Below are 22,837 nucleotides of genomic sequence, written 5' to 3'. Positions count from 1 at the left end.
TTTCTCATGGTTAAAGCAAAAAAACAATACGGACAAAATTTTTTAATCGATAAAAGCGTATTGGCAAAAATCATCCAAGCCATACCTAAAGAGATGAACAATATCATTGAGATTGGGCCTGGCTTAGGTGATTTAACGCAAGAACTTTTAAAAATTTCTCAAGTAAAAGCTTATGAAATCGATAATGATCTCATACCTATTTTAAAAAAGAAATTTCAAAAAGAACTTGAATGTGGAAAATTTAACTTGATCCATCAAGACGCAAGCGAAGCTTTTAATCCTAGTCTTGATGAAAAACCATATTTTTTGGTTGCAAATTTGCCTTATTATGTTGCAAGTCATATTATATTAAAAGCTTTAGAAGATAAAAATTGTCTAGGGCTTATTGTAATGGTGCAAAAAGAAATGGCTGAAAAATTCTGTGCTAAAGAAGGAAATAGTGAGTTTTCTTCCTTAGGTGTTTTAAGTGCAATGATTTGCGAAAGAAAAATACTTTTTGATGTTGATCCACAATGTTTTAATCCGCCGCCAAAAGTTATGTCAGCGGTAATGAGTTTGATTAAAACTAAGGATTTTGATGAACTTTTTGAAATAGAAAATTTCAAAAATTTTCTAAAAGACTGTTTTAAAGCTCCTAGAAAACAACTCTTAGGAAATTTAAAAACATATAAAGTAAAAGTTTTAGAAGTTTTAAGCACTCTTGGCTTAAAAGAAAACATCAGACCACATGAAATTTGCGTTGATTCATACCTTAAAATTTATGACAAATTAAAGGATGAATATGGACGAAAACAAAGAGATAAATAAAAATGAACAAAATCCAAACTCAAATTCAAAAAACAATAAACGCTATAAATATAAAAATCGTAGAAAAAAATTAGCTGATTCTTTGCAAAATGAAAACGATACTCCAAAAATCGATCAAAATTCCAACAAGGAAAATTCTGAAAACTCAGAAAATAAAACTGAGAAAAAAAAGAAGAAAAATCGTAATCTTCCTTCAAAACTCACAGGCAATGAAGATTGGCAAATCGCTCTTGCAGAATGTATAGAAGCTAACCGTGTTTCACATGAAAACCGCTTACACCCTTTAAAATATAATAATTCTAGCGAACATAAAATCCGCATCACTCCTTTAGGAGGTTTAGGGGAAATTGGTGGAAATATTAGTATTTTTGAAACTAATAAAGATGCAATTATAGTAGATATAGGAATGAGCTTTCCTGATGGAACTATGCATGGGGTAGATATTATTATTCCTGATTTTGACTATGTAAGAAAAATTAAAGATAAAATTCGCGGTATAGTAATCACTCATGCACATGAAGATCATATTGGTGCGGTACCTTATTTTTTTAAAGAATTTCAATTTCCTATCTATGCTACACCTTTAGCTTTAGGAATGATTTCAAATAAATTCGAAGAACATGGCTTAAAAGCAGAACGCAAATGGTTTCGCCCTGTAGAAAAACGCAAAGTTTATGAAATAGGAGAATTTGATATAGAGTGGATCCACATCACGCATTCTATCATAGATGCTTCAGCACTTGCAATCAAAACGAAGGCAGGAACTATCATCCATACAGGTGATTTTAAGATCGATCAAACCCCAATTGATGGTTATCCAACGGATTTAGGACGTTTGGCACATTATGGAGAAGAAGGGGTTTTATGTCTTTTAAGCGATAGTACAAATTCTTATAAAGAAGGCTATACAAAAAGTGAAAGTTCTGTAGGACCAACTTTTGATCAAATTTTTGCACGCACCAAAGGCAGGGTGATCATGAGTACTTTTAGCTCTAATATCCACCGTGTTTATCAAGCTATCACTTATGGTTTAAAATACGGCAGAAAAGTTTGTGTTATCGGTCGCTCTATGGAAAGAAATCTTTATACCACTATGGAATTAGGCTACATCAAACTTGATAGAAAAATTTTCATCGATGCTGATGAAGTAAGTAAATATAAAGACAATGAAGTGCTTATCGTAACTACAGGAAGTCAAGGCGAAACCATGAGTGCGCTTTATAGAATGGCAACAGATGAGCATAAATTTATAAAGATTAAGCCTACAGATCAAGTAATCATTTCAGCCAAAGCTATACCAGGAAATGAAGCAAGCGTTTCTGCGGTGCTTGACTATCTTTTAAAAGCAGGAGCTAAAGTAGCGTATCAAGAATTTAGTGAAATTCATGTAAGCGGACACGCTAGTATAGAAGAGCAAAAGCTTATGCTAACCCTTACCAAACCTAAATTTTTCCTACCAGTTCATGGGGAATACAATCACATCACCAAACATAAAGAAACAGCGATGAAATGCGGCATTCCTGAAAGAAATATCTATCTTATGAGCGATGGTGATCAAGTAGAACTTTGCCAAAAATATATCAAGCGTGTAAAAACTGTAAAAACGGGTAAGGTTTTCGTAGATAATCAAATCAACAAGCAAATTGCTGATGATGTGGTTATAGATCGTCAAAAACTTGCAGATAGTGGTATAGTTGTTATCATTGCACAAATTGATAAAAATACAAAGGCACTTATCAACAAGCCAAGAGTATTTAGCTATGGACTTGTAGCAGATAAACATGATCACGCTTTTAGTAAAGATATGGCCGAGGTTTTGGGGCAATTTTTCATCAATATTAAAGATGAAGCGCTTAATGATCCAAGATTTTTAGAAAATCAAATTCGTCAAGTTTTAAGAAAGCATATCTTTAGAAAGATTAAAAAATACCCTACTATAGTTCCAACTATTTTTGTTATGTAAAAAAGGGCAAAGACGCCCTTTTTAAGGAAGATCAAATGAGAATTAATAAATTTATATCCCATAACACCCGCTATTCACGCCGTGAAGCTGATGAACTTATCAAGCAAGGCTTAGTAAAAATAAACAACAAAATTGCCCTTTTAAGCGATGAAGTTAAATTTGATGATAAAGTCTTTGTTAAAGGTAAAAGAGTGCAAAAAAGAACGCAATTTAGCGTGATAATCTACCATAAACAAAAAGGTGAAATTGTCAGTAAAAAAGACGATCGTGGAAGAAAAACTATATACGATACCTTGCCAAGACAATTTAGTACTTGGCTTAGTGTAGGCAGGCTAGATTATGCAAGCGAAGGCTTGCTTTTGCTTACAGATTCTCCTGTGATTGCTGATGCTTTAATGCATAGCGATTTAGAAAGAGAATACTACCTTAAAGTTAAAGGTACGGTGAGTAAACAAGTCATCGAGGCAATGCAAAATGGACTTGAGATTAAAAACGAAAAAAAAGGCGCACACGCAAAAACTAAAATTACCTCTATGAGTTTTGCTCCTTTTATAGACTTTGAAATTTTTGGATCAAGCGGAGGTTATACCAAACTTAGAGTAGTTATAAATGAAGGTAAAAATAGAGAGCTTAGACGATTTTTTGGACATTTTGATCTTGAAGTCATGGATCTTAAGCGTGTTGCTTTTGGGGCTTTAGATCTTGGTGTGTTAAAGGCGGGAAAACATCGTTATTTAGAAAATGGCGAATATGAAAAATTGAGAGATTTTTTAAAATTTAATGAAATAAGATATTGACCATTATATACAAAAATTTAAAAAATAATGATAATTTTTAAATTCTAAAAATTCTATTTTATCCTTTTTAAAAGGAAAATAATAGAAAAATTTCATCAAATTCCTTGACTTTGAAAACAAGATTTTATATACTCTCATTTCAATTTTTTATAAATTGGTTAGTTTCCAACTAACGAGTTCTTTTTAAAGGAAATATTATGGAAAGAATTAGGCTTAAGCTAAAAGCTTATGACCATCGAGTACTAGACAGAACAGTTGCAGCAATCGTAGAAGCTGTTAAAAGAACAGGTGCGGATATCAGAGGTCCAATACCAATGCCTACTAAAATCAAACGCTATACAGTTTTAAAATCTCCACACATTAACAAAGATTCTCGTGAGCAGTTTGAAATAAGAATTCACGCGCGTATGCTAGATATAGTAGCAGCGACTCCAGATACAGTTGATTCTTTAACTAAGCTCGATTTAGCGCCAGAAGTAAGCGTTGAAGTAAGAGCTATGGGTAAGTAAGGATAAGATATGGAATATATTGTAGAAAAAATTGGAATGAGCAGAACAATTACTAATCCAAGTATCGCTGTAACTTTACTAAGAGTTGTAAATGCAAAAGTATGTGAAGTTGAAGGCGGAAAGGCTTTAGTAGCATATCCAAAAGGTAAAGCAAGTAATAAATGTGTCGCAGGACAACAAAAAAAATACAATCTTTCTGCAGAATACAATAGATTTGCGACTTTAGAAGTAGCAAACACTGAAGCAGGAGATTTAGATGAAACTCCATTAAATGAAGCAAAAATTTTAAAAGTAAGCTTTAACACTAAAGGTAGAGGTTATAGCGGTGTTATGAAAAGACATAACTTCGCAGGGGGTCCAGCAAGTCACGGTTCGAGATTTCACAGACGCCACGGATCTATTGGTAATAGAGAATGGCCAGGTCGTGTTCAACCAGGTATGAAAATGGCAGGACACTATGGAAATACTAAAGTAACCGTTAAAAACGAAGTTGTATCTTATGATGCTGAAAACAAAATTTTAGTAGTTAAAGGTGCAGTGCCAGGTTATAATGGTGCTATGGGTAAAATAAGGATTGCAAAATGAGTAAAGTAGTTGTTTTAAATGATAAATTAGAAAAAGCAGGTGAACTTGATTTACCTTCAAAATATGCGGAAGTAAATCCACATAATCTTTACTTGTATGTAAAATCTTACCTTGCAAGTTTAAGAGCAAATACAGCTCATACTAAAGGTAGAAGTGATGTAAGTGGTGGTGGTAAAAAACCTTGGAGGCAAAAAGGTCGTGGCGGTGCTAGAGCAGGTTCAACAAGAACTAACGTTTGGGTAGGCGGTGCGGTTGCTTTTGGTCCAACAAATGAAAGAAACTACTTCCAAAAAGTAAATAAAAAACAAAAAAGATTGGCGCTTGAAAGAGCTTTAGCAGATAAAGCAGCTAAGGGTGTGTTATTTACTGCTGATTCTTTGGCTATTGAAAGTGGTAAAACAAAAGATGCAAACGCTGTGATTAAAAAACTTGGCGTCAAAGATGCTTTAATCGTTAAAGATTTACTAGATGAAAAAACGCTTTTAGCTTACAGAAATTTAGCAAATTGCTATGTAGTTGATGTAACTGAGGTAAATGCTTATTTAGTATCTGTATTTAATGCTGTTATTATGGAAAAATCAGTGTTAGAATCTATTACAAAAGAGGGATAATTATGGCAGATATTACTGATATAAAGACTATACTTTACACAGAAAAAAGTTTGAATTTGCAAGAGCAAGGTGTCGTAGTTATTCAAACTTCACCAAAAATGACTAAAACAGGTTTAAAAGCAGTTTTAAAAGAGTATTTTGGTGTAACTCCAAAAAGCATCAATTCTTTAAGAATGGATGGAAAAGTTAAGCGTTTTAGAGGTCGTTTAGGTCAAAGAAACGATTATAAAAAATTCTATGTTAAGCTACCTGAAGGTGTTAGCTTAGAAAATACGGAGGCTTAAGATGGCAATTAAAACTTATAAACCATATACTCCAAGTAGAAGATATATTACAGGTTTAAGTTCTGAAGATATTACAGCTAAACCAAGTGTACGCTCACTACTTGTTAAACTTCCAGCACACGCAGGTCGTAATAGCTATGGAAGAATTACAAGTCGTCATAAAGAAGCGGGCGCTAAAAAACTTTACAGAATTATTGATTTTAAACGTCGTAAATTTGGCATAGAAGGTAAAGTAGAAGCGATTGAGTATGATCCATACAGAAATTGTAGAATTGCCTTGATTGCTTATAAAGATGGGGAAAAAAGATATATTCTTCAACCACGTGGATTAAGCGTTGGTGATATCGTTGCAGCTGCTGAAAGTGGACTTGATATTAAACCAGGTAATGCAATGAAACTTAAAAATATTCCTGTGGGTACTATTGTTCATAATGTTGAGCTAAAGCCAGGAAAAGGAGGTCAAATGATCCGTTCTGCAGGAGCTTATGCGCAACTCATGGGTAAAGAAGAAAAATATGTTATCTTAAGACTTGCAAGTGGTGAGATGAGACAAGTTTTAGCTGAATGTATGGCAAGTATCGGCGAAGTGGGTAATGAAGAATGGGCTAACGTAACTATTGGTAAAGCAGGTAGAAATCGCCACAGAGGTATCCGTCCACAAACAAGAGGTTCGGCTATGAACCCAGTAGATCACCCGCATGGTGGGGGTGAAGGTAAGAAAAATTCAGGCCGTCATCCAGTAACTCCATGGGGTAAGCCAACCAAAGGTGCGAAAACTCGTCGCAAAAAAGCTAGCGATAAGCTAATAATTTCAAGAAGAAAAGGAAAGTAAGATGGCTAGATCACTAAAAAAAGGTCCTTTTGTTGATGATCATGTAATGAAAAAAGTCATCGCTGCTAAAAAGGCTAATGATAATAAACCTATTAAAACTTGGTCAAGAAGAAGCACAATTATTCCTGATATGATAGGACTTACATTTAATGTTCATAATGGCAAAAGCTTTATACCAGTTTATATTACTGAAAATCACATCGGCTATAAGCTTGGTGAATTTGCTCCAACACGTACATTTAAAGGGCATAAAGGCTCTGTACAAAAGAAAATTGGTAAGTAAAGGGGTAAGATATGAGTAAAGCATTAATTAAATTCATAAGACTATCCCCAACTAAAGCAAGGTTGATTGCTAGAGAAGTTCAGGGGATGAATGCAGAATTAGCTATGGCTAGTTTAAAATTTATGCCAAATAAAGGTGCAAAATATATTTCAAATGCAATTTCAAGTGCGGTGGCAAATGGTGGCTTTGAGGCAAATGAGGTTATTGTAAAAAGTTGCCGTGTTGATGCTGCTGCTGTATTGAAAAGATTTAGACCAAGAGCTAGAGGAAGTGCAAGTCGTATTAGAAAACCAACTTCACATATTTTAGTAGAAGTGACAAAAGCGGAAGTGAAAGCTGAAGAGAAAAAAACAGTAGCTAAAAAAGCCCCAGCAGCTAAAAAAACTACTACAACAAAAGCTCCAGCTAAGAAAACAACAAGCACTAAAAAAGCAATGGCGAAAAAGGAAAGCTAATGGGACAAAAAGTTAATCCAATTGGTCTAAGACTAGGAATCAATAGAAACTGGGAATCAAGATGGTTTCCAACTAAAGTAAATTTAGTAGAAAATATCGGTGAAGATTATAAAATTAGAGCTTTCTTAAAAAGAAAACTTTATTATGCAGGAATTAGTCAAATTTTAGTAGAAAGAACTGCTAAAAAACTTCGTGTAACTGTTGTGGCTGCAAGACCTGGTATTATCATCGGTAAAAAAGGTAGTGATGTTGATAATTTAAGAAAAGAATTGCAAGATTTAATTGGCAAAGATGTAAATATCAATATCAAAGAAGAAAGAAAAGCAGGAGCTTCAGCTCAACTTGCTGCTGAAAGTGTTGCAACTCAACTTGAAAAAAGAATTGCTTTTAGAAGAGCGATGAAAAAAGTAATTCAAGGTGCTCAAAAAGCAGGTGCTAAAGGGATTAAAGTTTCAGTTTCTGGTCGTTTAGGCGGTGCTGAAATGGCAAGAACAGAATGGTATCTTGAAGGACGCGTTCCACTTCATACTTTAAGAGCAAAAATCGATTATGGTTTTGCAGAAGCTAGAACTACTTATGGAAATATAGGGGTTAAAGTATGGATCTTTAAAGGTGAAGTATTACACAAAGGTATGCAACCTGAAAAAACTGAAGAAAGTGCTCCAGCTAAAAAGCCAAGACGCACAAGAAGGGGTAAATAATCATGTTAATGCCAAAAAGAACTAAATATCGCAAAATGATGAAAGGGCGTAACAGAGGTTATGCTAATCGTGGAACAGAATTTACTTTTGGTGAATTTGCATTAAAAGCAACTGAAGCAGGACGCATTAATTCACGCCAGATTGAAGCAGCACGTATTGCTTTAACTCGTTTTGTTAAAAGACAAGGAAAAACTTGGATTAGAGTTTTCCCAGATAAGCCTTTAACAAAAAAACCTTTAGAAACTCGTATGGGTAAAGGTAAAGGTGCTGTTGAAGAATGGGTAATGAATATCAAGCCAGGTCGTATTATTTATGAAATGGCAGGAGTAAGCGAAGAAATGGCAAGAGAAGCATTAACTTTAGCTATGCATAAACTTCCATTTAAAACTAAGTTTGTTACAAGAGAGAGCCAAAATGAAATATACTGAGATTAAAGATAAAACAGCAGCTGAGCTTGCAACAATGCTAAAAGAAAAAAAGGTGCTTTTATTCACTTTAAAACAAAAGCTAAAAACAATGCAACTTACTAATCCAAAAGAGATTAGCCAAGTAAAAAAAGACATTGCTAGAATAAATACAGCAATTAACGCTTTAAGATAAGGATAGAAAATGGCATTTAAAAGAGAAATTCAAGGCGTTGTTGTTAAAATCGCTGGTGAAAAAACAGCAAGTGTTTTGGTTGAAAGAAAAGTGGTTCATCCAAGATATAGAAAAATTGTTAAACGCTTTAAAAAATATCTAATTCATGATGAGAGAAATGAAGTTAAAGTGGGTGATACTGTTGTGGCAGTAGAGTGTAGACCACTTTCAAAAAGAAAATCATTTCGCTTAAAATCTGTATTAGCTACAGGAGTTGAGTAATGATTCAAAGTTTTACAAGACTTGCAGTTGCTGATAATAGCGGTGCAAAAGAATTAATGTGTATTAAAGTTTTAGGTGGTAGTAAAAGAAGGTATGCTACTGTAGGTGATGTAATCGTTGCGTCTGTTAAAAAAGCTTTACCAAATGGAAAAGTTAAAAAAGGTCAAGTGGTAAAAGCAGTTATTGTTAGAACTAAAAAAGAAATTCATAGAGATAATGGTTCTTTGATTCGTTTTGATGAAAATGCTGCAGTTATTCTTGATAACAAAAGAGAGCCTATTGGAACTCGTATCTTTGGGCCAGTGGGCAGAGAAGTTAGATATGGTGGTTTTATGAAAATTGTTTCGCTAGCACCGGAGGTATTATAATGGCAGTTAAATTAAAAATCAAAAAAGGTGATAGCGTTAAGGTTATCACAGGCGATGATAAAGGTAAAACAGGTAAAGTTTTAGCGGTATATCCAAAAACACTTAAAGTGGTAGTTGAAGGATGTAAGATTGCTAAAAAAGCTATTAAACCTAGCGAAAAAAATCCAAATGGTGGTTTTATCAATAAAGAAATGCCAATGGATATTTCCAATGTGGCAAAAGTTCAGGAGTAAGCAATGATGAGATTAAAAGAAAAATATAATCAAAGCATTAAGCCTGCATTGGTTAAAGAATTTGATATTAAAAATCCTATGCTTATCCCTATGATCGAAAAAGTAGTCATCAGTGTGGGTGCTGGCGAATTAGCCAAAGATCAAAAAGTATTACAAAATATTGCAGATACTATCTCTTTAATTGCAGGTCAAAAAGCTGTAATTACTAAAGCTAAAAAATCAGTTGCAGGATTTAAGGTTCGCGAAGGTTTTCCTGTAGGTGTGATGGTGACTTTAAGAAAAGAAAATATGTATGCTTTTCTTGATAAATTAATTTCTATTGCTTTACCAAGGGTAAAAGATTTTAGAGGTTTAAGTAGAGATGGTTTTGATGGACGCGGAAACTATAATTTCGGTCTTGATGAACAGTTGATGTTCCCAGAAGTAGAGTATGATAAAATTTTAAGAACTCATGGTATGAACATTTCTATAGTTACAACAGCACAAAATGACAAACAGGCACAAAAGTTATTAGAACTTATGGGTGTGCCATTTACAAAAGGAAAGTAAGATGGCTAAAAAATCAATGATTGCAAAAGCGGCACGCAAGCCTAAATTTAAAGTTAGGGGTTATACAAGATGCCAAATTTGTGGACGTCCGCATTCGGTTTATAGAGATTTTGGAATTTGTAGAGTTTGCTTAAGAAAAATGGGCAATGAGGGCTTAATTCCAGGTCTTAAAAAAGCAAGTTGGTAAGGATAAAATATGATAAATGATATTATTTCAGATTCACTCACTCGTATCAGAAATGCAGGAATGAGAAAGCTTGAAACGACTAAGCTTTTACATTCTAAAGTTGTAGAAGCTTTGGTTGGAATTTTTCAAGCTAAAGGCTATATTGAGAGTTTTAATGTTATCGAAGAAGATAAAAAGAAATTTATTAATGTAGTTTTAAAATACGATGAAAGGGGTAAGAGTGTTATCAATGAGCTTAAAAGAATTTCTAAACCTGGTCGTCGTGTTTATAAAGGCAAAGATGAAATAAAGCGTTTTAAAAATGGTTATGGTACTATCATAGTTAGCACAAGTCATGGTGTTTTAGCTAATGATGAAGCTTATAAAGCAGGTGTTGGCGGCGAAATTTTATGTACTATTTGGTAAAAATCTGCTTTTTATGGCATTGGGTATCCATTCTTTACAAAAAAGTAGAAATATCCTAGACAAATAAAAAGGAAAAATATGTCTCGTATAGGTAAACAACCAATTGCTATTCCAGCTGGAGTAGAAGTAAAATTAGAAGGAAATTTGCTTAAATTTAAAAAAGGAAATTTAGCAAAAGAACTTGATACTAAAGCAAATGTAAATGTTGAGATTAAAGATAATAATATTCTTTTTTCTCCAAAAGGTGAAGATAGACAAAGTAGAGCTTATTGGGGAACTTATAGAGCTTTAGCTTATAATATTGTTGTAGGTTTAACTCAAGGTTTTTCAAAAACTCTTGAAATTAACGGAGTTGGTTATAAAGCAGCCTTAAAAGGCAAAGTATTGGAGTTAAGTCTCGGTTTCTCGCATCCTATTAACTATGATATTCCAGAAGGAATTGAGATTGTAGTGGATAAAAATACCATTGTGGTTAAAGGAAGTGATAAACAAGTTGTAGGTCAAGTTGCTGCTCAAATTCGTGAATTTAGACCACCAGAACCTTATAAAGGAAAAGGCGTTAAGTATTCTGATGAACGCATTATCCGTAAAGCTGGTAAAACATCTAAGAAGTAAGGGTAGAATATGAGAGCAAATGTATTAAAAAGAAAACTAACTTTAAGAATCAAAAGAAAAAAAAGAATTAGAGCGAAAATTTTAGGTTGTGAAAATTTTCCAAGAATTTCTGTATTTAAATCAAACAGAACTCTATATATCCAAGCGATTGATGATGTAAAAGCTATAACTTTAGCAGCAATTGATGGACGCAAACTTGGCGTCAAAGCAAATAAAGAAGGTGCTAAAAAAATCGCTGCTGAATTTGCTAAAACTTTAAAAGCTAAAAAGATAGAACAAGCTGTTTTTGATAGAAATGGTTATGTATATCATGGTGTTATTGCAGCATTGGCTGAATCTTTAAGAGAAAATGGCATTAAGCTATAAGGGGTAAATCGATGGAAAAATATAATAGAGAAGAATTTGAAGAAGTAATCGTCGATATCGGCAGAGTTACTAAGGTTGTTAAGGGTGGTAGAAGATTTAGATTTACTGCTTTAGTTATCGTTGGAAACCGTAAAGGTTTAGTAGGTGTTGGTTATGGTAAAGCTAAAGAAGTTCCAGATGCTATTCGTAAAGCTGTTGATGATGCATTTAAAAATATTGTTGAAGTTAAAACTAAGGGTTCAACTATTGCTCATGATGTAGAAGTAAAATACAATGCAAGTAGAATTTTACTTAAACCAGCTAGCGAAGGTACAGGAGTTATCGCAGGTGGTTCTACACGCCCTATCGTGGAACTTGCAGGTATTAAAGACATCTTAACCAAGTCTTTGGGTTCAAATAATTCAGCTAATGTGGTTCGTGCTACAATCAAAGCTTTAACAATGTTAAAAGGATAAGAAGATGAATTTAACAAAAGCAGCGGGTTCAACGCATAAAACTAAAAGAATTGGCCGTGGTCAAGGTTCTGGTATGGGTAAAACTGCCACTAAAGGGGGTAAAGGTCAAACTGCTAGAAAAGGTTATAATGAGAAAAGAGGTTTTGAAGGAGGTCAACAACCACTTCAAAGAAGATTACCAAAAGTAGGTTTTACTTCTAAAATTCAAAAACCTTATGTGATCAATGTTGAAAAAATCACAGCTGTAAAAGAGCTTAGTGACATTACATTTGAGAGCATTAAAAGTGTTCACAAAATTTCAAAATCTGTGAATAAAATCAAACTAATTGGTGCAAGTGCAAAAGACTTAGTATCAAAAATCAAAGACGAGAATATTAGCGTCACCGGATCAAAATAATGAATAGAGCATTGACGAATAAGATTTTAATCACCTTAGCATTTTTGTTTGCTTATAGGGTTCTGGCTTATGTGCCAGTTCCTGGCGTCAATGCTGATGTGATTGCGGAATTTTTTAATAACAATCAAAACAATGCTTTGGGTTTATTTAATGTTTTTAGTGGTGGAGCAGCTGAACGCTTTTCTATCATTTCTTTAGGTATTATGCCTTATATTACTGCTTCTATTATCATGGAGCTTCTTGCGGCAACTTTTCCAAATATCGGTAAGATGAAAAAAGAGCGTGATAGTATGCAAAAATATATGCAAATTATCCGTTATGCGACTATCGCGATTACTTTGGTTCAAAGTATAGGCGTTGCTATAGGTTTACAAAGCTTACATGGTCGTGGTGGTGCAGGGGCTATAATGGTGGAAGATTTAAATATGTTTATCGCACTTTGTGCTATTTCTATGCTTGCAGGAACTATGCTTTTAATGTGGCTTGGCGAACAAATCACACAAAGAGGTATAGGAAATGGTATTTCTTTAATCATTTTTGCAGGTATTGTTTCAGGTATTCCAAGGGCGATTTCAGGAACTGTAGGACAAATCAATTCAGGCGAGATGAATTTCTTAACCGCTTTTGCAATTTTTGCTTTGATTTTAATCACCATAGGCGTGATTATTTATGTAGAACTTGGAGAAAGAAGAATTCCTATATCTTATTCTCGTAAAGTTGTAATGCAAAATCAAAACAAACGTATTATGAATTATATTCCTATTAAACTAAATCTTAGTGGGGTTATTCCACCGATTTTTGCTAGTGCGATTTTGATGTTTCCAACAACAATTTTACAAACTAGTACAAATCCTTATCTACAAGCCATTAATGACTTTTTAAATCCAAATGGTTATTTGTTTCACGTTTTAACTTTCTTGTTTGTAATTTTCTTTGCTTATTTTTATGCTTCTATTGTATTTAATGCCAAGGATATAGCAGAAAATTTAAAAAAACAAGGCGGTTTTATCCCTGGAATTCGTCCAGGTGAAGGAACTTCAAATTATCTTAACGAAGTGGCTTCTCGTTTGACTTTATCAGGTTCTATTTATTTAGGGCTTGTTGCAACCTTGCCTTGGGTTTTGGTGAAATTTATGGGTGTACCTTTTCATTTTGGTGGTACTTCCGTACTTATTGTAGTTCAAGTAGCACTTGATACGATGAGAAAAATTGAAGCTCAAATTTATATGAGTAAATACCAAACTTTAAGTGCAGTAGGTTTGTAATATATTTCAACAAGGATAGTTTTCCTTGTTGAAATAATTTTTTATTCTTTTTCTTGTATGTTTTATTTTTTATCAAATATGTAAATAATCTACAAAAATTTAAATTAGCTTTTAAAATTTTTTAATTTTTAAAAAAAATACTAAAAATATGCAATACTAAAATTAGATTTGTTTGGGAGAAGCCATGAAGAATACCTTAAAAAAGAATTTTTTCACTTTGATTTTGCTTTCTTTTTGTGGCTCCATTATTTATGGTTCGCCTTATTTTAGAAAGTATTATTTATGATTATATGGCTTTGTATCATTTAGATAATTTTCAAATGGGTTTATTAGGTAATGCTTATGGTTTGTTAGGACTTTTTTCTTATGCTTTGGGTGAATATTTAGCAGATAAGTGCTAAATACACTATCACTCAAAAGATGAATATTGGTAGGGAAAATTGCATGATGGATGCTGATATTGTTCTGACTAAACCAGTGATAAGGAGTATTTTTATATCAAGGGTAAAATGCAGGTTAAGGAAAATGAAAAACTTGTCTTCAATAAAAATTATAATTATAAAGCTCTAAGAAAGAGTTTGTAAATCCTAAATAATTTATCAGGTTTAATTAAAAATTATGAAGAATATAATTAATTAAATTAATTTATCCTAGGTTTTTGCTTTAAAAATAAAAACACAATGCACACTATAAAAATTACTATTGACCATATTAAAAAAGCATCTACAAGACCCATTTTCCTAACGATAGGTTGAGAGATAATAGGACTTAAAAATTGTCCTAAAAATATACAACTTGCTAAAATTCCATAAGCCCTAGCGCGAGCATTTTCAGGACAGATTGAAAAAAGATAAGCCGTATTATTTACAAGCATAATACCTCCGCCCATTCCAAGCAAAGCTAAGGCGATTAAAACTATAAAAAAGCTATCTACTAAAAAAAGCAGCAAAAAAGAACAAGATACGATAAAAAGAGTTAAAACATAGATAGTTTTAATACTTAAGAATTTTATAATATATCTATAGCTTAGAGAGAAAAAACCATAACATAGCGCAGATACAGACATCGAAATACCTATATATTTAGGATCCAATCCTAAATGTTCTTCTATATAGTAAGGAAGTTGAGTTGGCGAAATATAATAAACTACCATGATAAAAAAACCTATAAAATAGATAGGGAAAAATTGCCAATAATTTGTTTTTGCTTCTATTTTTGTATGATTATAGAATTTAAATTTTCTAGGTTCAAAAAGATAAATGATAGCCATTAAGGTGATTAAAATTCCAAGTCCATATACCAAAAAAGGATAACGCCAAGAATAACTCGAAACAAATCCCGCAATAGAAATAAAAACAGCGCCCCCTACTGCACAAAAAAATCCTTGAAGACTTAAAGCATTTTCTCTGCGATTAAAGCCACCACGACTATAATAATCTCCAAGCAAGGCTGAAGCGCCTGTCATTATAAAAGCAGTTGCTATACCAAAGATAGCTCTTGAAGTCAGTATAGCATAAATATCATTTAAGAAAAAGCCACTTACCCCAGAAATAGTCCAAACCACCATAGCTGGAAGAATGAATTTTAATTTGTCAAATTTATCCATTAAAATACCAGCAAATGGAGATAAAATGACAACAAAAATAGCAGGGATGGTTAAAACTAAGCGAACAAGTATATCAAGATGAGTTAGTGTGAAACTTGAAGTAAGAGTAGCACCACTTTGGGTTAAAAGTTCTTCAAAATGTCTGTTGATAGCAGGCAGAGCAGATGAAATGACTACGCTTCCTAGCATAGTCATAGCGGCCATAGAAAACACAGCCGCTTTAAATCCGGATTTTTCAGTAATTTGAATTATTTTTTTATCCATTTTTGTGTCATTTGGATGAAATTTATAAGTTTTATCATTCATAATTTTTACCTTTTTTATTTTATTATACTCCAAAAATTATGGTTTGTATTTAAAATTACTTAAAATTATATTTTATTTATTTTGTTATGATAGTTTTATTTTTAAAATATTTTAGCCTGATTAAAATATATTTTATAAGTAGAATTTTAAATATTTTTAGCTAAATTCAGCTTTTTATTTAACAAGGGTGCAAAATGAAAAAAAAATTAATCATAGTAGAATCTCCTGCAAAAGCTAAAACCATAGGAAATTTTTTGGGAAAAGATTATGAAGTGATTGCCTCTAAAGGACATATTAGAGATTTACCTAAATCAAGCTTTGGGATTAAAATAGAAGATGATGAATTTATCCCCGAGTATAGAATCACAAGTGATCATAGCGCCTTAGTTAAAGAACTTAAAAGCAAGGCTAAAGATGCCAAAGAAGTCTATCTTGCAACGGATGAGGATAGAGAAGGAGAAGCCATTGCTTATCATATTGCAAAAGCTATAGGAAAAGATGAAAACACCTTGCCACGCATTGTTTTTCACGAAATCACTAAAAGTGCTATAGAAAATGCTTTAAAAAATCCAAGAAAATTAGATATGCACTCTGTAAATGCCCAACAAACTAGACGCCTTTTAGATCGCATTGTGGGATATAAACTCAGCCCCTTATTAGGGCAAAAAATTCAAAGAGGACTTAGTGCTGGGCGTGTTCAAAGTGCAGCTTTAAAGATCATAGTCGATCGTGAAAAAGAAATTCGTGCCTTTGTACCCCTAGAATATTTTAGTATAGATATGATTTTTCAAAAAGATTTAGATGCAGAACTAGTTGAGTTTGACAAAGCTAAGATAGAAAAACTTACCATTACCAATAAAGATCGTGCTAAACTTATATTAGAAGCTTGTAAAAATGAAGCTTATAATATAAATGATATTGAAAGTAAAGAAAGAAAAATCGCTCCACCACCTCCTTTTATGACTTCAACTTTGCAACAAAGTGCTAGCAATCGCCTTGGTTTTAACCCTAAAAAAACCATGATGATAGCCCAAAAACTCTATGAAGGAGTAAATACTCACGAGGGTGTGATGGGGGTTATTACTTATATGAGAACTGATAGTTTAAATTTGGCCAAAGAAGCTATAGAAAATGCAAGAAAATTCATACAAACAAATTTTGGCAAAGACTATCTTCCAAGCAAGGCAAATGTATATACTACAAAGACTAAAGGCGCTCAAGAAGCCCATGAAGCTATACGCCCTACAAATTTAAGCTTTACTCCAGAAATTGCAGCCAAATTTTTAGACAAAGATGAGTTAAAACTTTACACACTTATTTACAATCGCTTTTTAGCTTGTCAAATGAATCCTGCCATCTCTCAAACTCAAAATGTATTTATAAAAAATGATAGAGCAGTTTTTAAAATAAGTGGTAGAAAAATCCTTTTTGATGGATATTATAAAGTTTATGGTGATATGGATAAGGATAAAATTTTACCAAATCTTAAAATAGGTGAAAATTTAAAAGTACAAAATTTAGAAATGAACTCACATTTTACCGAACCACCTTCAAGGTATTCAGAAGCAGGACTTGTAAAAAAACTTGAAAGTTTAGGTATAGGTCGTCCTTCTACCTATGCACCAATCATTTCTATACTTACAAGCCGTGATTATGTAAAAATAGACAAAAAACAACTCATTCCTAGCGAGGTTGCTTTTAATGTAACCGAAGTGCTTGAGAAAAATTTTAGCGATATAGTAGATAGCAAATTTACTTCAAATCTTGAAAACACCTTAGATGAAATCGCAGAAGATAAAGTAGATTGGCAAGAAACTTTAAAAGAATTTTACTATCCTTTTATGAGAAAAATCGAAGAAGGAAAAACAAAAATCGCTAGTCAAAAAACTGTCACAAAATTAGGTGAAAGTTGTCCTGATTGTGGCGGGGAACTTGCTATTAGAAAAGGGCGTTTTGGAGAATTTGTAGCGTGTTTAAATTTTCCAAAATGTAAGTATTCAAGAAATTTAAAAAGTGAAAGCAAAAACGAAAGCGAAAATACAGCCGCAAAAGCTAAAGTTAATGGCACAGGCATTACTTGTCCAAGTTGTCAAAAAGGTGAAATCGTAGAACGCTTTTCAAAACGTGGTAAATTTTATGGTTGTAGCACTTATCCAAAATGCAATTTTATAAGCAAATACAAACCAAGTGAAGAAAAATGCGAAGAGTGTAGCGAAACTTTAGTGATAAAAGAGCTTAAAAAGGTACATTCTTAGAATGTTTAAAGTGTAAAATCAAAAAAGAAATGAAGGATTAAAATGCAAATCATGCTTTGTGCTATTTCAAATATAGCCAGTGGAAATTGTTCGCAAGACTGTAAATACTGCACTCAAAGTGCCCATGTAAAAACAGATATTCAAAAATATCGTCGTAAAGAACTTTCACAAATCGTTTTAGAAGCAAAAATGGCAAAGAAAAATGAAGCCTTAGGTTTTTGTTTGGTTACAGCAGGACTTGGGCTTGATGATGAAAAGCTTGAGTATGTTTGTGAGGCTGCTAAGGCCGTGCAAAAGGAAGTGCCTAATTTGCTTTTAATTGCCTGTAATGGTATGGCAAGCGTGGAACAACTTAGAGAACTTAAAAAAGCAGGAATTTTTTCTTATAATCACAATCTTGAAACTTCTAAGGAATTTTTTCCACAAATTTGCACCACGCATACTTGGGAAAGTAGATTTCAAACCAATTTAAACGCTAAAGAAGCAGGGCTTATGCTTTGTTGTGGTGGAATTTATGGTATGGGTGAGAGTGAAGAAGATAGGCTAAGTTTTAGAAAATCTTTGCAAGAATTACAGCCTTTTTCAACACCTATTAATTTTTTTATAGCAAATGAAAATTTAAAACTACAAGTTCCAAAACTTAGTGCTGATGAAGCCTTAAAAATTGTTCGTGATACCAAAGAAGCTTTACCGCAAAGCGTGATAATGGTAGCAGGTGGTCGTGAAGTGGTATTACAAGAAAGGCAGTATGAAATTTTTCAAGCAGGTGCTGGGGCTATTGTTATAGGAGATTATTTAACCACTAAAGGTGAAGAACCAAGTCAAGATATAATAAAATTAAAAGAAATGGGATTTACTTTTGCATCAGAGTGTCATTGATACACAGGCTTTAATCGATTTAAAAATTCTTATTGTTATAGCTTTATGCTTACTTTTTTCTCCGCATATTGCAAAAATTTTACGCTTGCCTCTTTCAGCTACTGAAATTATTTTAGGTACGATAATAGCGTATTTTGGTTTCATAGGAAAAAGTGAAAATTTTGCACTTTTAGCCAATGTAGGTTTTTATTATCTAATGTTTATAGCGGGCATGGAGGTAAATTTAAGGGCCTTTTTTAATATGGATAAAGAAATTGCCAAAAAAAGCTTTTTTTATATTTTTTTACTTTATGCCTTATCTTCTTTTATAGTATGGATTTTTGGACTTTCTTTAGTATTTGTTATCATTATACCTGTGATGAGTGTAGGGCTTTTATCTTTACTTTTTAAAGATTTTGGAAAAGAGTGTTATTGGCTAAATATTGCTATGATAGTAGCTACTTTAGCTGAGGTGATTTCTATTGTGCTTTTGACTATAGCGGGAGCTTTTTTACGCGAAGGAACAGGTATTATTGATGTAGTGCAAAGTATTTTGTATCTTAATATCTTTTTAGGACTTTGCTTGCTTGGATTTAAAATACTTGGTGTGCTTTTTTGGTGGTATCCTCAGCTTAAAGTTGTGCTTATGCCATGGGAAGATAAAAATGAAAAAGATATAAGATTTTGTATGGCCATTTTTATACTGATCATTGTTGCTATGGTTATTACAAAACTTGAAATAGTTCTTGGTTCTTTTATAGCAGGCTCATTTATAACTACTTTTTTTGATCATAAAAAAGATCTTGAGCATAAGCTTTCTACTTTTGGACATGGGTTTTTGATCCCTATTTTTTTTATCCATATAGGTTCAACCTTTGATCTTAAAATGATTTTAGATTATAAAATCGTTTTACAAGCATTTTTACTTATGTTTGTTATGGTGGGTTTAAGAATTTTATGTGCAAGTGTTTTTTTGAAAAAAATTGGTTTTAAAAATATGATTTTATTTGGTCTTAGTCATTCTATGCCTTTAACCTTGCTTATAGCAACAGCAACTTTAGGATATTCTGGCAAGGTTATTGATGAGAAGCTTTATTCAGCGCTTATTTTAACAGCGTTATTTGAGGCTATTATTGTTATGAGTATGATTAAATTTCTTTCTAATTCTAAAAAATGAAAGTTACTTTTTTACTCAAAAAAGCAAACAAAATCTTAAAAATTTAATAATAAAAAAACTCATAATCGTCCTTTTTTGTTAGAATTAATAAAAGCAACAATAAAAGGAGTGAAAATGTCAAATTCCGTTACTATAACTGATAATAGAAGTGGAAAAAGTTACGAATTTCCTATATATGATGCCACAACTGGTCCAAGCGTGGTGGATATGTCAAGTTTTTATAAACAAACAGGAATGTTTTCTTATGATGAGGGCTTGACTTCTACGGCTACTTGTAAATCAAAAATCACTTATATTGATGGAGAAAACGGAATTTTAATGCACCGTGGCTACCCTATAGAATGGCTTGCTGAAAACAAACTTTATTTAGATGTGGTTCATCTTTTACTTTATAAAGAATTACCTGATGCTACGCGTCTTGAAGCGTTTCGTTATGAAATGAAAAAGCGTTCTTTTATCCATGAAGGTATGCATCGTCTTTTTGATTCTTTTCCTGATAATGCTCATCCCATGGCAGTTTTACAAGGTGCTGTTTCATCGCTTAGTGCTTTTTATCCTGATCATTTGAATATGAATGTAAAAGAAGAATATATGGAAATGGCAGCTAGAATAGTAGCTAAAATTCCTACTATAGTGGCAACCGCTTATAGATATAAACATGGCTTTCCTATGGCTTATCCGAATTTAGATCGTGGTTTTACAGAAAATTTCTTATATATGCTAAGAACCTATCCTTACGATCATGTAGAGCTTAAACCTATAGAAGTAAAAGCACTTGATACAGTTTTTATGCTTCATGCAGATCATGAGCAAAATGCTTCAACTTCAACAGTTCGTGCTGTGGGTTCAACTCATGCTCATCCTTATGCATGTATAGCAGCAGGTATTGGTGCACTTTGGGGTCATGCACATGGTGGAGCTAATGAAGGTGTTATTAGAATGCTTGAGCAAATAGGTAGTGTTGATAGAGTGGATGAATTTATTAAAAGAGCTAAGGATAAAAACGATCCTTTCCGCTTGATGGGCTTTGGACATAGGGTTTATAAAAATTTTGATCCTAGAGCAAAAGTACTTAAAAAACTTCGTGATCAACTTATTGATGAGTTAGGCATTGATACCAATCTTATTAAAGTAGCAACGCGTATAGAAGAGATTGCTTTAAGTGATGATTATTTTGTTCAAAGAGGGCTATATCCGAATGTTGATTTTCATAGCGGACTTATTTTAAAAGCCTTAGGTATTCCAAATGAAATGTTTGCCACTTTATTTGTTATAGGACGCACTCCAGGATGGATAGCTCAGTGGATAGAACAAAAAGAGCAAGAAAGTCTTAAAATAGTCCGTCCAAGACAACTTTATTTGGGTGAAACTAGTAAAATTTAATTAAAATTTTTGTGGAAATTAAAAATTCCACAAAATCTTCTTGTATAATTTTAAAAAATCTTATAGAAAGTCTTATAATCATGCTTAATCTTGATAAATTTTTAGAAATTGCTATAAATGCTAGCAATCAAGCCTCTAAAGCTATTTTAGAAGAGAGAAAAAATTTCAAAACTTGGGAAAAAGAAGATAAAAGCCCGCTTACATCAGCAGATCTTGCTTCTAATGAAATTTTAAATGATATTTTAGGTTCTACGGATATTAAAATTTTATCAGAAGAAAAATTACTCAGCAAAGAAGAGTGTGAAGAATTAAAAACTTTTTGGCTTATCGATCCTCTTGATGGAACAAGTGGATTTTTAAAAGGTAGTAATGAATTTTGCATTATGATAAGTTTGGTTCATGACAATCGTCCTGTTTTATCGCTTATACAAAATCCATCAAAAGGTGATATGTTCTATGCCCATGCAAAAACTAAGGTTTATAAAAATGATAAAATTTTGCAAATTGACCAGCAAGAATACGAGAAAAATAAATATAAAGCCTTATTGAGTGTTAATCATCTTAGTAAAGAAGATGAAAATTTCGCTAAAAAACATCATTTAGAACCTATCAATATAGGCTCTGGGCTTAAATTTTGTGCTATTTTAGAGGCTAAAGCAGGAGTTTATAAAAGATTTGAAAAGCTTAATATTTGGGATATTGTAGCAGGAGATTTTTTGATTAATCAAAATGGAGGATTTATGGGAGATTTTTCTAAAAAATATATTTTATATAACCCTTTAAATTATAAATCCAGTCCTTTTATTTGTGTTTCATCTAGGAATTTTTTACAAGATTTTTTATAAAATAAAGAGTATAATTTTATATTTAAATAGTTTATAAGGATGAAGATGAGGTATTGTTTCATTTTATTTTTAAGTTTAGTTTTAAGTTCTAGTCTTTCGGCGAATAATTTTTCTCAGAAAAAAGTTATTAAAATTGAAAAAAGTGCGGATAGTTTTGAACTAATAGATCTAAATCAAAATGTTGCAAATCCAAATCTAAATCAACAAAAAGCATTGTTTGATAGTTCTACCTTGATTGAAAAAAAATCGCAAATCACCAAAGATAAAGATATTGATTTTGCTATTGTATTAACTTCTAGGAAAAATTTTGGTTATTTTTTAGATGGTTTTAGGGTGAGTGATAAGGAATTTTCTACATTATTTGCTAAAAATTTGATTCAAAGTTTAAAGCTTAATTTAGTTAATTCTGCTGCAAATGGTATTTATCAAAGTCCTAAAACTTTGTCATATTTTAGCCCTAAGGATGCAAAACTTATAAATGTAAGTCCTTTTTTAACACAAGAAAAAGATAAGGCTAAAATGTATGCTAAATTTACAGATTATGTTGTGGTGGTAAATTTGCAAGATTTTTATGTAAATATTACAAATTATTTTATCACAACGAGCAAGGAAGGTGTGGCTAGTATTAATTTTAAAATTATTTCTACAAGCAATGGAAAAATTCTTGCAGCAAAAAATGCAAAATTAAATTTGACATTAAAAGATCAAGATGCAAAACAAAATTATCAAGATATTGTAAATCAAATGCCAAAAATGTTAGCTGATGTTATCAAAAACCAAATTTTCCACCTAAAGCTCTTAAACTAAGCTTTAGTTTAAAATATCTTTAATCAGTTTTTGCAAATTCTTTTTTGTTTCTTCTTGTTCTTTTATGATAAA

At 32.3% G+C, this 22,837-nt stretch carries 32 protein-coding genes and 1 pseudogene; 31 read left to right on the top strand and 2 right to left on the bottom strand.

Annotated elements, in window-relative coordinates; all coding sequences use genetic code 11:
• Positions 1–6 precede the first annotated feature (6 nt).
• From rsmA to ACOTU8_RS07295, 25 genes are all read left to right on the top strand, one after another.
• Positions 7–807, top strand: a complete 801-nt coding sequence (gene rsmA, locus ACOTU8_RS07415; protein ID WP_422342368.1) for a 16S rRNA (adenine(1518)-N(6)/adenine(1519)-N(6))-dimethyltransferase RsmA — start codon at positions 7–9, stop codon at positions 805–807.
• Positions 776–2,770, top strand: a complete 1,995-nt coding sequence (locus ACOTU8_RS07410; RefSeq protein WP_422342367.1) for a ribonuclease J — start codon at positions 776–778, stop codon at positions 2,768–2,770. The genes rsmA and ACOTU8_RS07410 overlap by 32 nt, the downstream gene beginning before the upstream one ends.
• Before the next feature lie 35 nt (positions 2,771–2,805).
• Positions 2,806–3,567 (top strand): pseudouridine synthase, encoded by a 762-nt coding sequence (locus tag ACOTU8_RS07405; protein WP_422342366.1) that lies wholly within the window; start codon positions 2,806–2,808, stop codon positions 3,565–3,567.
• A 197-nt stretch (positions 3,568–3,764) separates the two neighbouring features.
• Positions 3,765–4,076 (top strand): 30S ribosomal protein S10, encoded by a 312-nt coding sequence (gene rpsJ, locus ACOTU8_RS07400; protein ID WP_002779353.1) that lies wholly within the window; start codon positions 3,765–3,767, stop codon positions 4,074–4,076.
• Positions 4,077–4,085: 9 nt separating this feature from the next.
• Positions 4,086–4,661 carry a 50S ribosomal protein L3 gene (gene rplC / locus ACOTU8_RS07395; RefSeq protein WP_002779987.1) on the top strand — a complete coding sequence of 192 codons (576 nt, stop codon included), beginning with the start codon at positions 4,086–4,088 and terminating at the stop codon, positions 4,659–4,661.
• Complete coding sequence (gene rplD, locus ACOTU8_RS07390; RefSeq protein WP_002851146.1) at positions 4,658–5,272, top strand: 50S ribosomal protein L4; 615 nt, start codon at positions 4,658–4,660, stop codon at positions 5,270–5,272. The genes rplC and rplD overlap by 4 nt, the downstream gene beginning before the upstream one ends.
• A gap of 2 nt (positions 5,273–5,274) precedes the next feature.
• A complete protein-coding gene (gene rplW, locus ACOTU8_RS07385) occupies positions 5,275–5,556 on the top strand; it encodes a 50S ribosomal protein L23 (RefSeq protein WP_002856384.1) in 282 nt (93 codons plus the stop codon).
• 1 nt (position 5,557) lies between these two features.
• Complete coding sequence (rplB, locus tag ACOTU8_RS07380) at positions 5,558–6,388, top strand: 50S ribosomal protein L2 (protein WP_002825501.1); 831 nt, start codon at positions 5,558–5,560, stop codon at positions 6,386–6,388.
• A 1-nt stretch (position 6,389) separates the two neighbouring features.
• On the top strand, positions 6,390–6,671 hold the full coding sequence (gene rpsS / locus ACOTU8_RS07375) for a 30S ribosomal protein S19 (protein WP_002779444.1): 282 nt from the start codon (positions 6,390–6,392) through the stop codon (positions 6,669–6,671).
• An 11-nt stretch (positions 6,672–6,682) separates the two neighbouring features.
• Positions 6,683–7,126: a 50S ribosomal protein L22 gene (gene rplV, locus ACOTU8_RS07370; RefSeq protein ID WP_422342365.1), complete on the top strand. Its 444-nt coding sequence runs from the start codon at positions 6,683–6,685 to the stop codon at positions 7,124–7,126.
• Positions 7,126–7,827 carry a 30S ribosomal protein S3 gene (gene rpsC, locus ACOTU8_RS07365; protein WP_422342364.1) on the top strand — a complete coding sequence of 234 codons (702 nt, stop codon included), beginning with the start codon at positions 7,126–7,128 and terminating at the stop codon, positions 7,825–7,827. Before rplV ends, rpsC begins: the two co-directional genes overlap by 1 nt.
• A 2-nt stretch (positions 7,828–7,829) precedes the next feature.
• The gene (gene rplP / locus ACOTU8_RS07360) at positions 7,830–8,255 is read left to right on the top strand and encodes a 50S ribosomal protein L16 (RefSeq protein WP_002779441.1); all 426 of its coding nucleotides are present in this window, start codon (positions 7,830–7,832) and stop codon (positions 8,253–8,255) included.
• The gene (rpmC, locus tag ACOTU8_RS07355; protein WP_002851566.1) at positions 8,242–8,427 is read left to right on the top strand and encodes a 50S ribosomal protein L29; all 186 of its coding nucleotides are present in this window, start codon (positions 8,242–8,244) and stop codon (positions 8,425–8,427) included. The genes rplP and rpmC overlap by 14 nt, the downstream gene beginning before the upstream one ends.
• 9 nt (positions 8,428–8,436) lie before the next feature.
• The gene (rpsQ, locus tag ACOTU8_RS07350) at positions 8,437–8,688 is read left to right on the top strand and encodes a 30S ribosomal protein S17 (RefSeq protein WP_002851549.1); all 252 of its coding nucleotides are present in this window, start codon (positions 8,437–8,439) and stop codon (positions 8,686–8,688) included.
• Complete coding sequence (rplN, locus tag ACOTU8_RS07345; protein ID WP_002779438.1) at positions 8,688–9,056, top strand: 50S ribosomal protein L14; 369 nt, start codon at positions 8,688–8,690, stop codon at positions 9,054–9,056. Before rpsQ ends, rplN begins: the two co-directional genes overlap by 1 nt.
• Positions 9,056–9,289, top strand: a complete 234-nt coding sequence (rplX, locus tag ACOTU8_RS07340; protein ID WP_002779437.1) for a 50S ribosomal protein L24 — start codon at positions 9,056–9,058, stop codon at positions 9,287–9,289. The genes rplN and rplX overlap by 1 nt, the downstream gene beginning before the upstream one ends.
• Positions 9,290–9,292: 3 nt before the next feature.
• Entirely contained in the window at positions 9,293–9,838 is a 546-nt protein-coding gene (rplE, locus tag ACOTU8_RS07335; RefSeq protein WP_422342363.1) for a 50S ribosomal protein L5, read from the top strand.
• A 1-nt stretch (position 9,839) separates the two neighbouring features.
• Positions 9,840–10,025, top strand: a complete 186-nt coding sequence (gene rpsN, locus ACOTU8_RS07330) for a type Z 30S ribosomal protein S14 (RefSeq protein WP_002779433.1) — start codon at positions 9,840–9,842, stop codon at positions 10,023–10,025.
• A 9-nt stretch (positions 10,026–10,034) separates the two neighbouring features.
• Positions 10,035–10,430: a 30S ribosomal protein S8 gene (gene rpsH / locus ACOTU8_RS07325; RefSeq protein WP_422342362.1), complete on the top strand. Its 396-nt coding sequence runs from the start codon at positions 10,035–10,037 to the stop codon at positions 10,428–10,430.
• Positions 10,431–10,508: 78 nt separating this feature from the next.
• Positions 10,509–11,045, top strand: a complete 537-nt coding sequence (gene rplF / locus ACOTU8_RS07320) for a 50S ribosomal protein L6 (RefSeq protein ID WP_044261767.1) — start codon at positions 10,509–10,511, stop codon at positions 11,043–11,045.
• A gap of 9 nt (positions 11,046–11,054) precedes the next feature.
• Positions 11,055–11,411, top strand: a complete 357-nt coding sequence (gene rplR, locus ACOTU8_RS07315; RefSeq protein WP_422342361.1) for a 50S ribosomal protein L18 — start codon at positions 11,055–11,057, stop codon at positions 11,409–11,411.
• A gap of 11 nt (positions 11,412–11,422) precedes the next feature.
• Positions 11,423–11,866 carry a 30S ribosomal protein S5 gene (gene rpsE, locus ACOTU8_RS07310; protein ID WP_002779428.1) on the top strand — a complete coding sequence of 148 codons (444 nt, stop codon included), beginning with the start codon at positions 11,423–11,425 and terminating at the stop codon, positions 11,864–11,866.
• A 4-nt stretch (positions 11,867–11,870) separates the two neighbouring features.
• Entirely contained in the window at positions 11,871–12,263 is a 393-nt protein-coding gene (gene rplO, locus ACOTU8_RS07305) for a 50S ribosomal protein L15 (protein WP_422342360.1), read from the top strand.
• Positions 12,263–13,528, top strand: coding sequence for a preprotein translocase subunit SecY (secY, locus tag ACOTU8_RS07300; protein ID WP_002922072.1), 1,266 nt, complete (start codon positions 12,263–12,265; stop codon positions 13,526–13,528). The genes rplO and secY overlap by 1 nt, the downstream gene beginning before the upstream one ends.
• 236 nt (positions 13,529–13,764) lie before the next feature.
• Positions 13,765–13,929: a hypothetical protein gene (locus tag ACOTU8_RS07295; RefSeq protein ID WP_422342359.1), complete on the top strand. Its 165-nt coding sequence runs from the start codon at positions 13,765–13,767 to the stop codon at positions 13,927–13,929.
• 239 nt (positions 13,930–14,168) lie between these two features.
• On the opposite strand, the gene ACOTU8_RS07290 is transcribed toward ACOTU8_RS07295, so the two are convergent.
• Positions 14,169–15,440 (bottom strand): MFS transporter, encoded by a 1,272-nt coding sequence (locus tag ACOTU8_RS07290; RefSeq protein ID WP_422342358.1) that lies wholly within the window; start codon positions 15,438–15,440, stop codon positions 14,169–14,171.
• A 194-nt stretch (positions 15,441–15,634) separates the two neighbouring features.
• Here ACOTU8_RS07290 and topA point away from each other — a divergent pair.
• The 6 genes and pseudogenes from topA (at position 15,635) to ACOTU8_RS07260 (ending at position 22,765) form a co-directional block, all read left to right on the top strand.
• Positions 15,635–17,736: pseudogene (topA, locus tag ACOTU8_RS07285) on the top strand (type I DNA topoisomerase).
• Between the two features lies 1 nt (position 17,737).
• Positions 17,738–18,574 carry a biotin synthase gene (gene bioB / locus ACOTU8_RS07280; RefSeq protein WP_422342357.1) on the top strand — a complete coding sequence of 279 codons (837 nt, stop codon included), beginning with the start codon at positions 17,738–17,740 and terminating at the stop codon, positions 18,572–18,574.
• Positions 18,555–19,730 carry a cation:proton antiporter gene (locus ACOTU8_RS07275; protein ID WP_422342356.1) on the top strand — a complete coding sequence of 392 codons (1,176 nt, stop codon included), beginning with the start codon at positions 18,555–18,557 and terminating at the stop codon, positions 19,728–19,730. Before bioB ends, ACOTU8_RS07275 begins: the two co-directional genes overlap by 20 nt.
• Positions 19,731–19,844: 114 nt before the next feature.
• Positions 19,845–21,113 (top strand): citrate synthase, encoded by a 1,269-nt coding sequence (gene gltA, locus ACOTU8_RS07270; RefSeq protein ID WP_422342355.1) that lies wholly within the window; start codon positions 19,845–19,847, stop codon positions 21,111–21,113.
• Between the two features lie 80 nt (positions 21,114–21,193).
• The gene (gene cysQ, locus ACOTU8_RS07265) at positions 21,194–21,958 is read left to right on the top strand and encodes a 3'(2'),5'-bisphosphate nucleotidase CysQ (protein WP_422342354.1); all 765 of its coding nucleotides are present in this window, start codon (positions 21,194–21,196) and stop codon (positions 21,956–21,958) included.
• A 39-nt stretch (positions 21,959–21,997) separates the two neighbouring features.
• Positions 21,998–22,765 (top strand): hypothetical protein, encoded by a 768-nt coding sequence (locus ACOTU8_RS07260; protein WP_422342353.1) that lies wholly within the window; start codon positions 21,998–22,000, stop codon positions 22,763–22,765.
• A 3-nt stretch (positions 22,766–22,768) separates the two neighbouring features.
• Here the strand turns inward: ACOTU8_RS07260 and ACOTU8_RS07255 are convergent.
• Positions 22,769–22,837, bottom strand: a 69-nt coding sequence (locus ACOTU8_RS07255; protein ID WP_422342398.1) for a hypothetical protein, incomplete at its 5' end; no start/stop codon positions are given.

The sequence above is a fragment of the Campylobacter jejuni genome, from assembly GCF_049221745.1.
Taxonomy (GTDB): Bacteria; Campylobacterota; Campylobacteria; order Campylobacterales; family Campylobacteraceae; genus Campylobacter_D; species Campylobacter_D jejuni_E.
The sequence above is the reverse complement of the archived record's forward strand: the minus strand, read 5'-3'. Positions and strand labels throughout refer to the sequence as shown.

Coding starts and splice junctions, on each gene's coding strand:
- rsmA (WP_422342368.1), top strand. CDS start 7: ATGGTTAAAGCAAAAAAACAATACGGACAAAATTTTTTAATCGATAAA.
- ACOTU8_RS07410 (WP_422342367.1), top strand. CDS start 776: ATGAATATGGACGAAAACAAAGAGATAAATAAAAATGAACAAAATCCA.
- ACOTU8_RS07405 (WP_422342366.1), top strand. CDS start 2,806: ATGAGAATTAATAAATTTATATCCCATAACACCCGCTATTCACGCCGT.
- rpsJ (WP_002779353.1), top strand. CDS start 3,765: ATGGAAAGAATTAGGCTTAAGCTAAAAGCTTATGACCATCGAGTACTA.
- rplC (WP_002779987.1), top strand. CDS start 4,086: ATGGAATATATTGTAGAAAAAATTGGAATGAGCAGAACAATTACTAAT.
- rplD (WP_002851146.1), top strand. CDS start 4,658: ATGAGTAAAGTAGTTGTTTTAAATGATAAATTAGAAAAAGCAGGTGAA.
- rplW (WP_002856384.1), top strand. CDS start 5,275: ATGGCAGATATTACTGATATAAAGACTATACTTTACACAGAAAAAAGT.
- rplB (WP_002825501.1), top strand. CDS start 5,558: ATGGCAATTAAAACTTATAAACCATATACTCCAAGTAGAAGATATATT.
- rpsS (WP_002779444.1), top strand. CDS start 6,390: ATGGCTAGATCACTAAAAAAAGGTCCTTTTGTTGATGATCATGTAATG.
- rplV (WP_422342365.1), top strand. CDS start 6,683: ATGAGTAAAGCATTAATTAAATTCATAAGACTATCCCCAACTAAAGCA.
- rpsC (WP_422342364.1), top strand. CDS start 7,126: ATGGGACAAAAAGTTAATCCAATTGGTCTAAGACTAGGAATCAATAGA.
- rplP (WP_002779441.1), top strand. CDS start 7,830: ATGTTAATGCCAAAAAGAACTAAATATCGCAAAATGATGAAAGGGCGT.
- rpmC (WP_002851566.1), top strand. CDS start 8,242: ATGAAATATACTGAGATTAAAGATAAAACAGCAGCTGAGCTTGCAACA.
- rpsQ (WP_002851549.1), top strand. CDS start 8,437: ATGGCATTTAAAAGAGAAATTCAAGGCGTTGTTGTTAAAATCGCTGGT.
- rplN (WP_002779438.1), top strand. CDS start 8,688: ATGATTCAAAGTTTTACAAGACTTGCAGTTGCTGATAATAGCGGTGCA.
- rplX (WP_002779437.1), top strand. CDS start 9,056: ATGGCAGTTAAATTAAAAATCAAAAAAGGTGATAGCGTTAAGGTTATC.
- rplE (WP_422342363.1), top strand. CDS start 9,293: ATGATGAGATTAAAAGAAAAATATAATCAAAGCATTAAGCCTGCATTG.
- rpsN (WP_002779433.1), top strand. CDS start 9,840: ATGGCTAAAAAATCAATGATTGCAAAAGCGGCACGCAAGCCTAAATTT.
- rpsH (WP_422342362.1), top strand. CDS start 10,035: ATGATAAATGATATTATTTCAGATTCACTCACTCGTATCAGAAATGCA.
- rplF (WP_044261767.1), top strand. CDS start 10,509: ATGTCTCGTATAGGTAAACAACCAATTGCTATTCCAGCTGGAGTAGAA.
- rplR (WP_422342361.1), top strand. CDS start 11,055: ATGAGAGCAAATGTATTAAAAAGAAAACTAACTTTAAGAATCAAAAGA.
- rpsE (WP_002779428.1), top strand. CDS start 11,423: ATGGAAAAATATAATAGAGAAGAATTTGAAGAAGTAATCGTCGATATC.
- rplO (WP_422342360.1), top strand. CDS start 11,871: ATGAATTTAACAAAAGCAGCGGGTTCAACGCATAAAACTAAAAGAATT.
- secY (WP_002922072.1), top strand. CDS start 12,263: ATGAATAGAGCATTGACGAATAAGATTTTAATCACCTTAGCATTTTTG.
- ACOTU8_RS07290 (WP_422342358.1), bottom strand. CDS start 15,440: ATGAATGATAAAACTTATAAATTTCATCCAAATGACACAAAAATGGAT.
- bioB (WP_422342357.1), top strand. CDS start 17,738: ATGCAAATCATGCTTTGTGCTATTTCAAATATAGCCAGTGGAAATTGT.
- gltA (WP_422342355.1), top strand. CDS start 19,845: ATGTCAAATTCCGTTACTATAACTGATAATAGAAGTGGAAAAAGTTAC.
- cysQ (WP_422342354.1), top strand. CDS start 21,194: ATGCTTAATCTTGATAAATTTTTAGAAATTGCTATAAATGCTAGCAAT.
- ACOTU8_RS07260 (WP_422342353.1), top strand. CDS start 21,998: ATGAAGATGAGGTATTGTTTCATTTTATTTTTAAGTTTAGTTTTAAGT.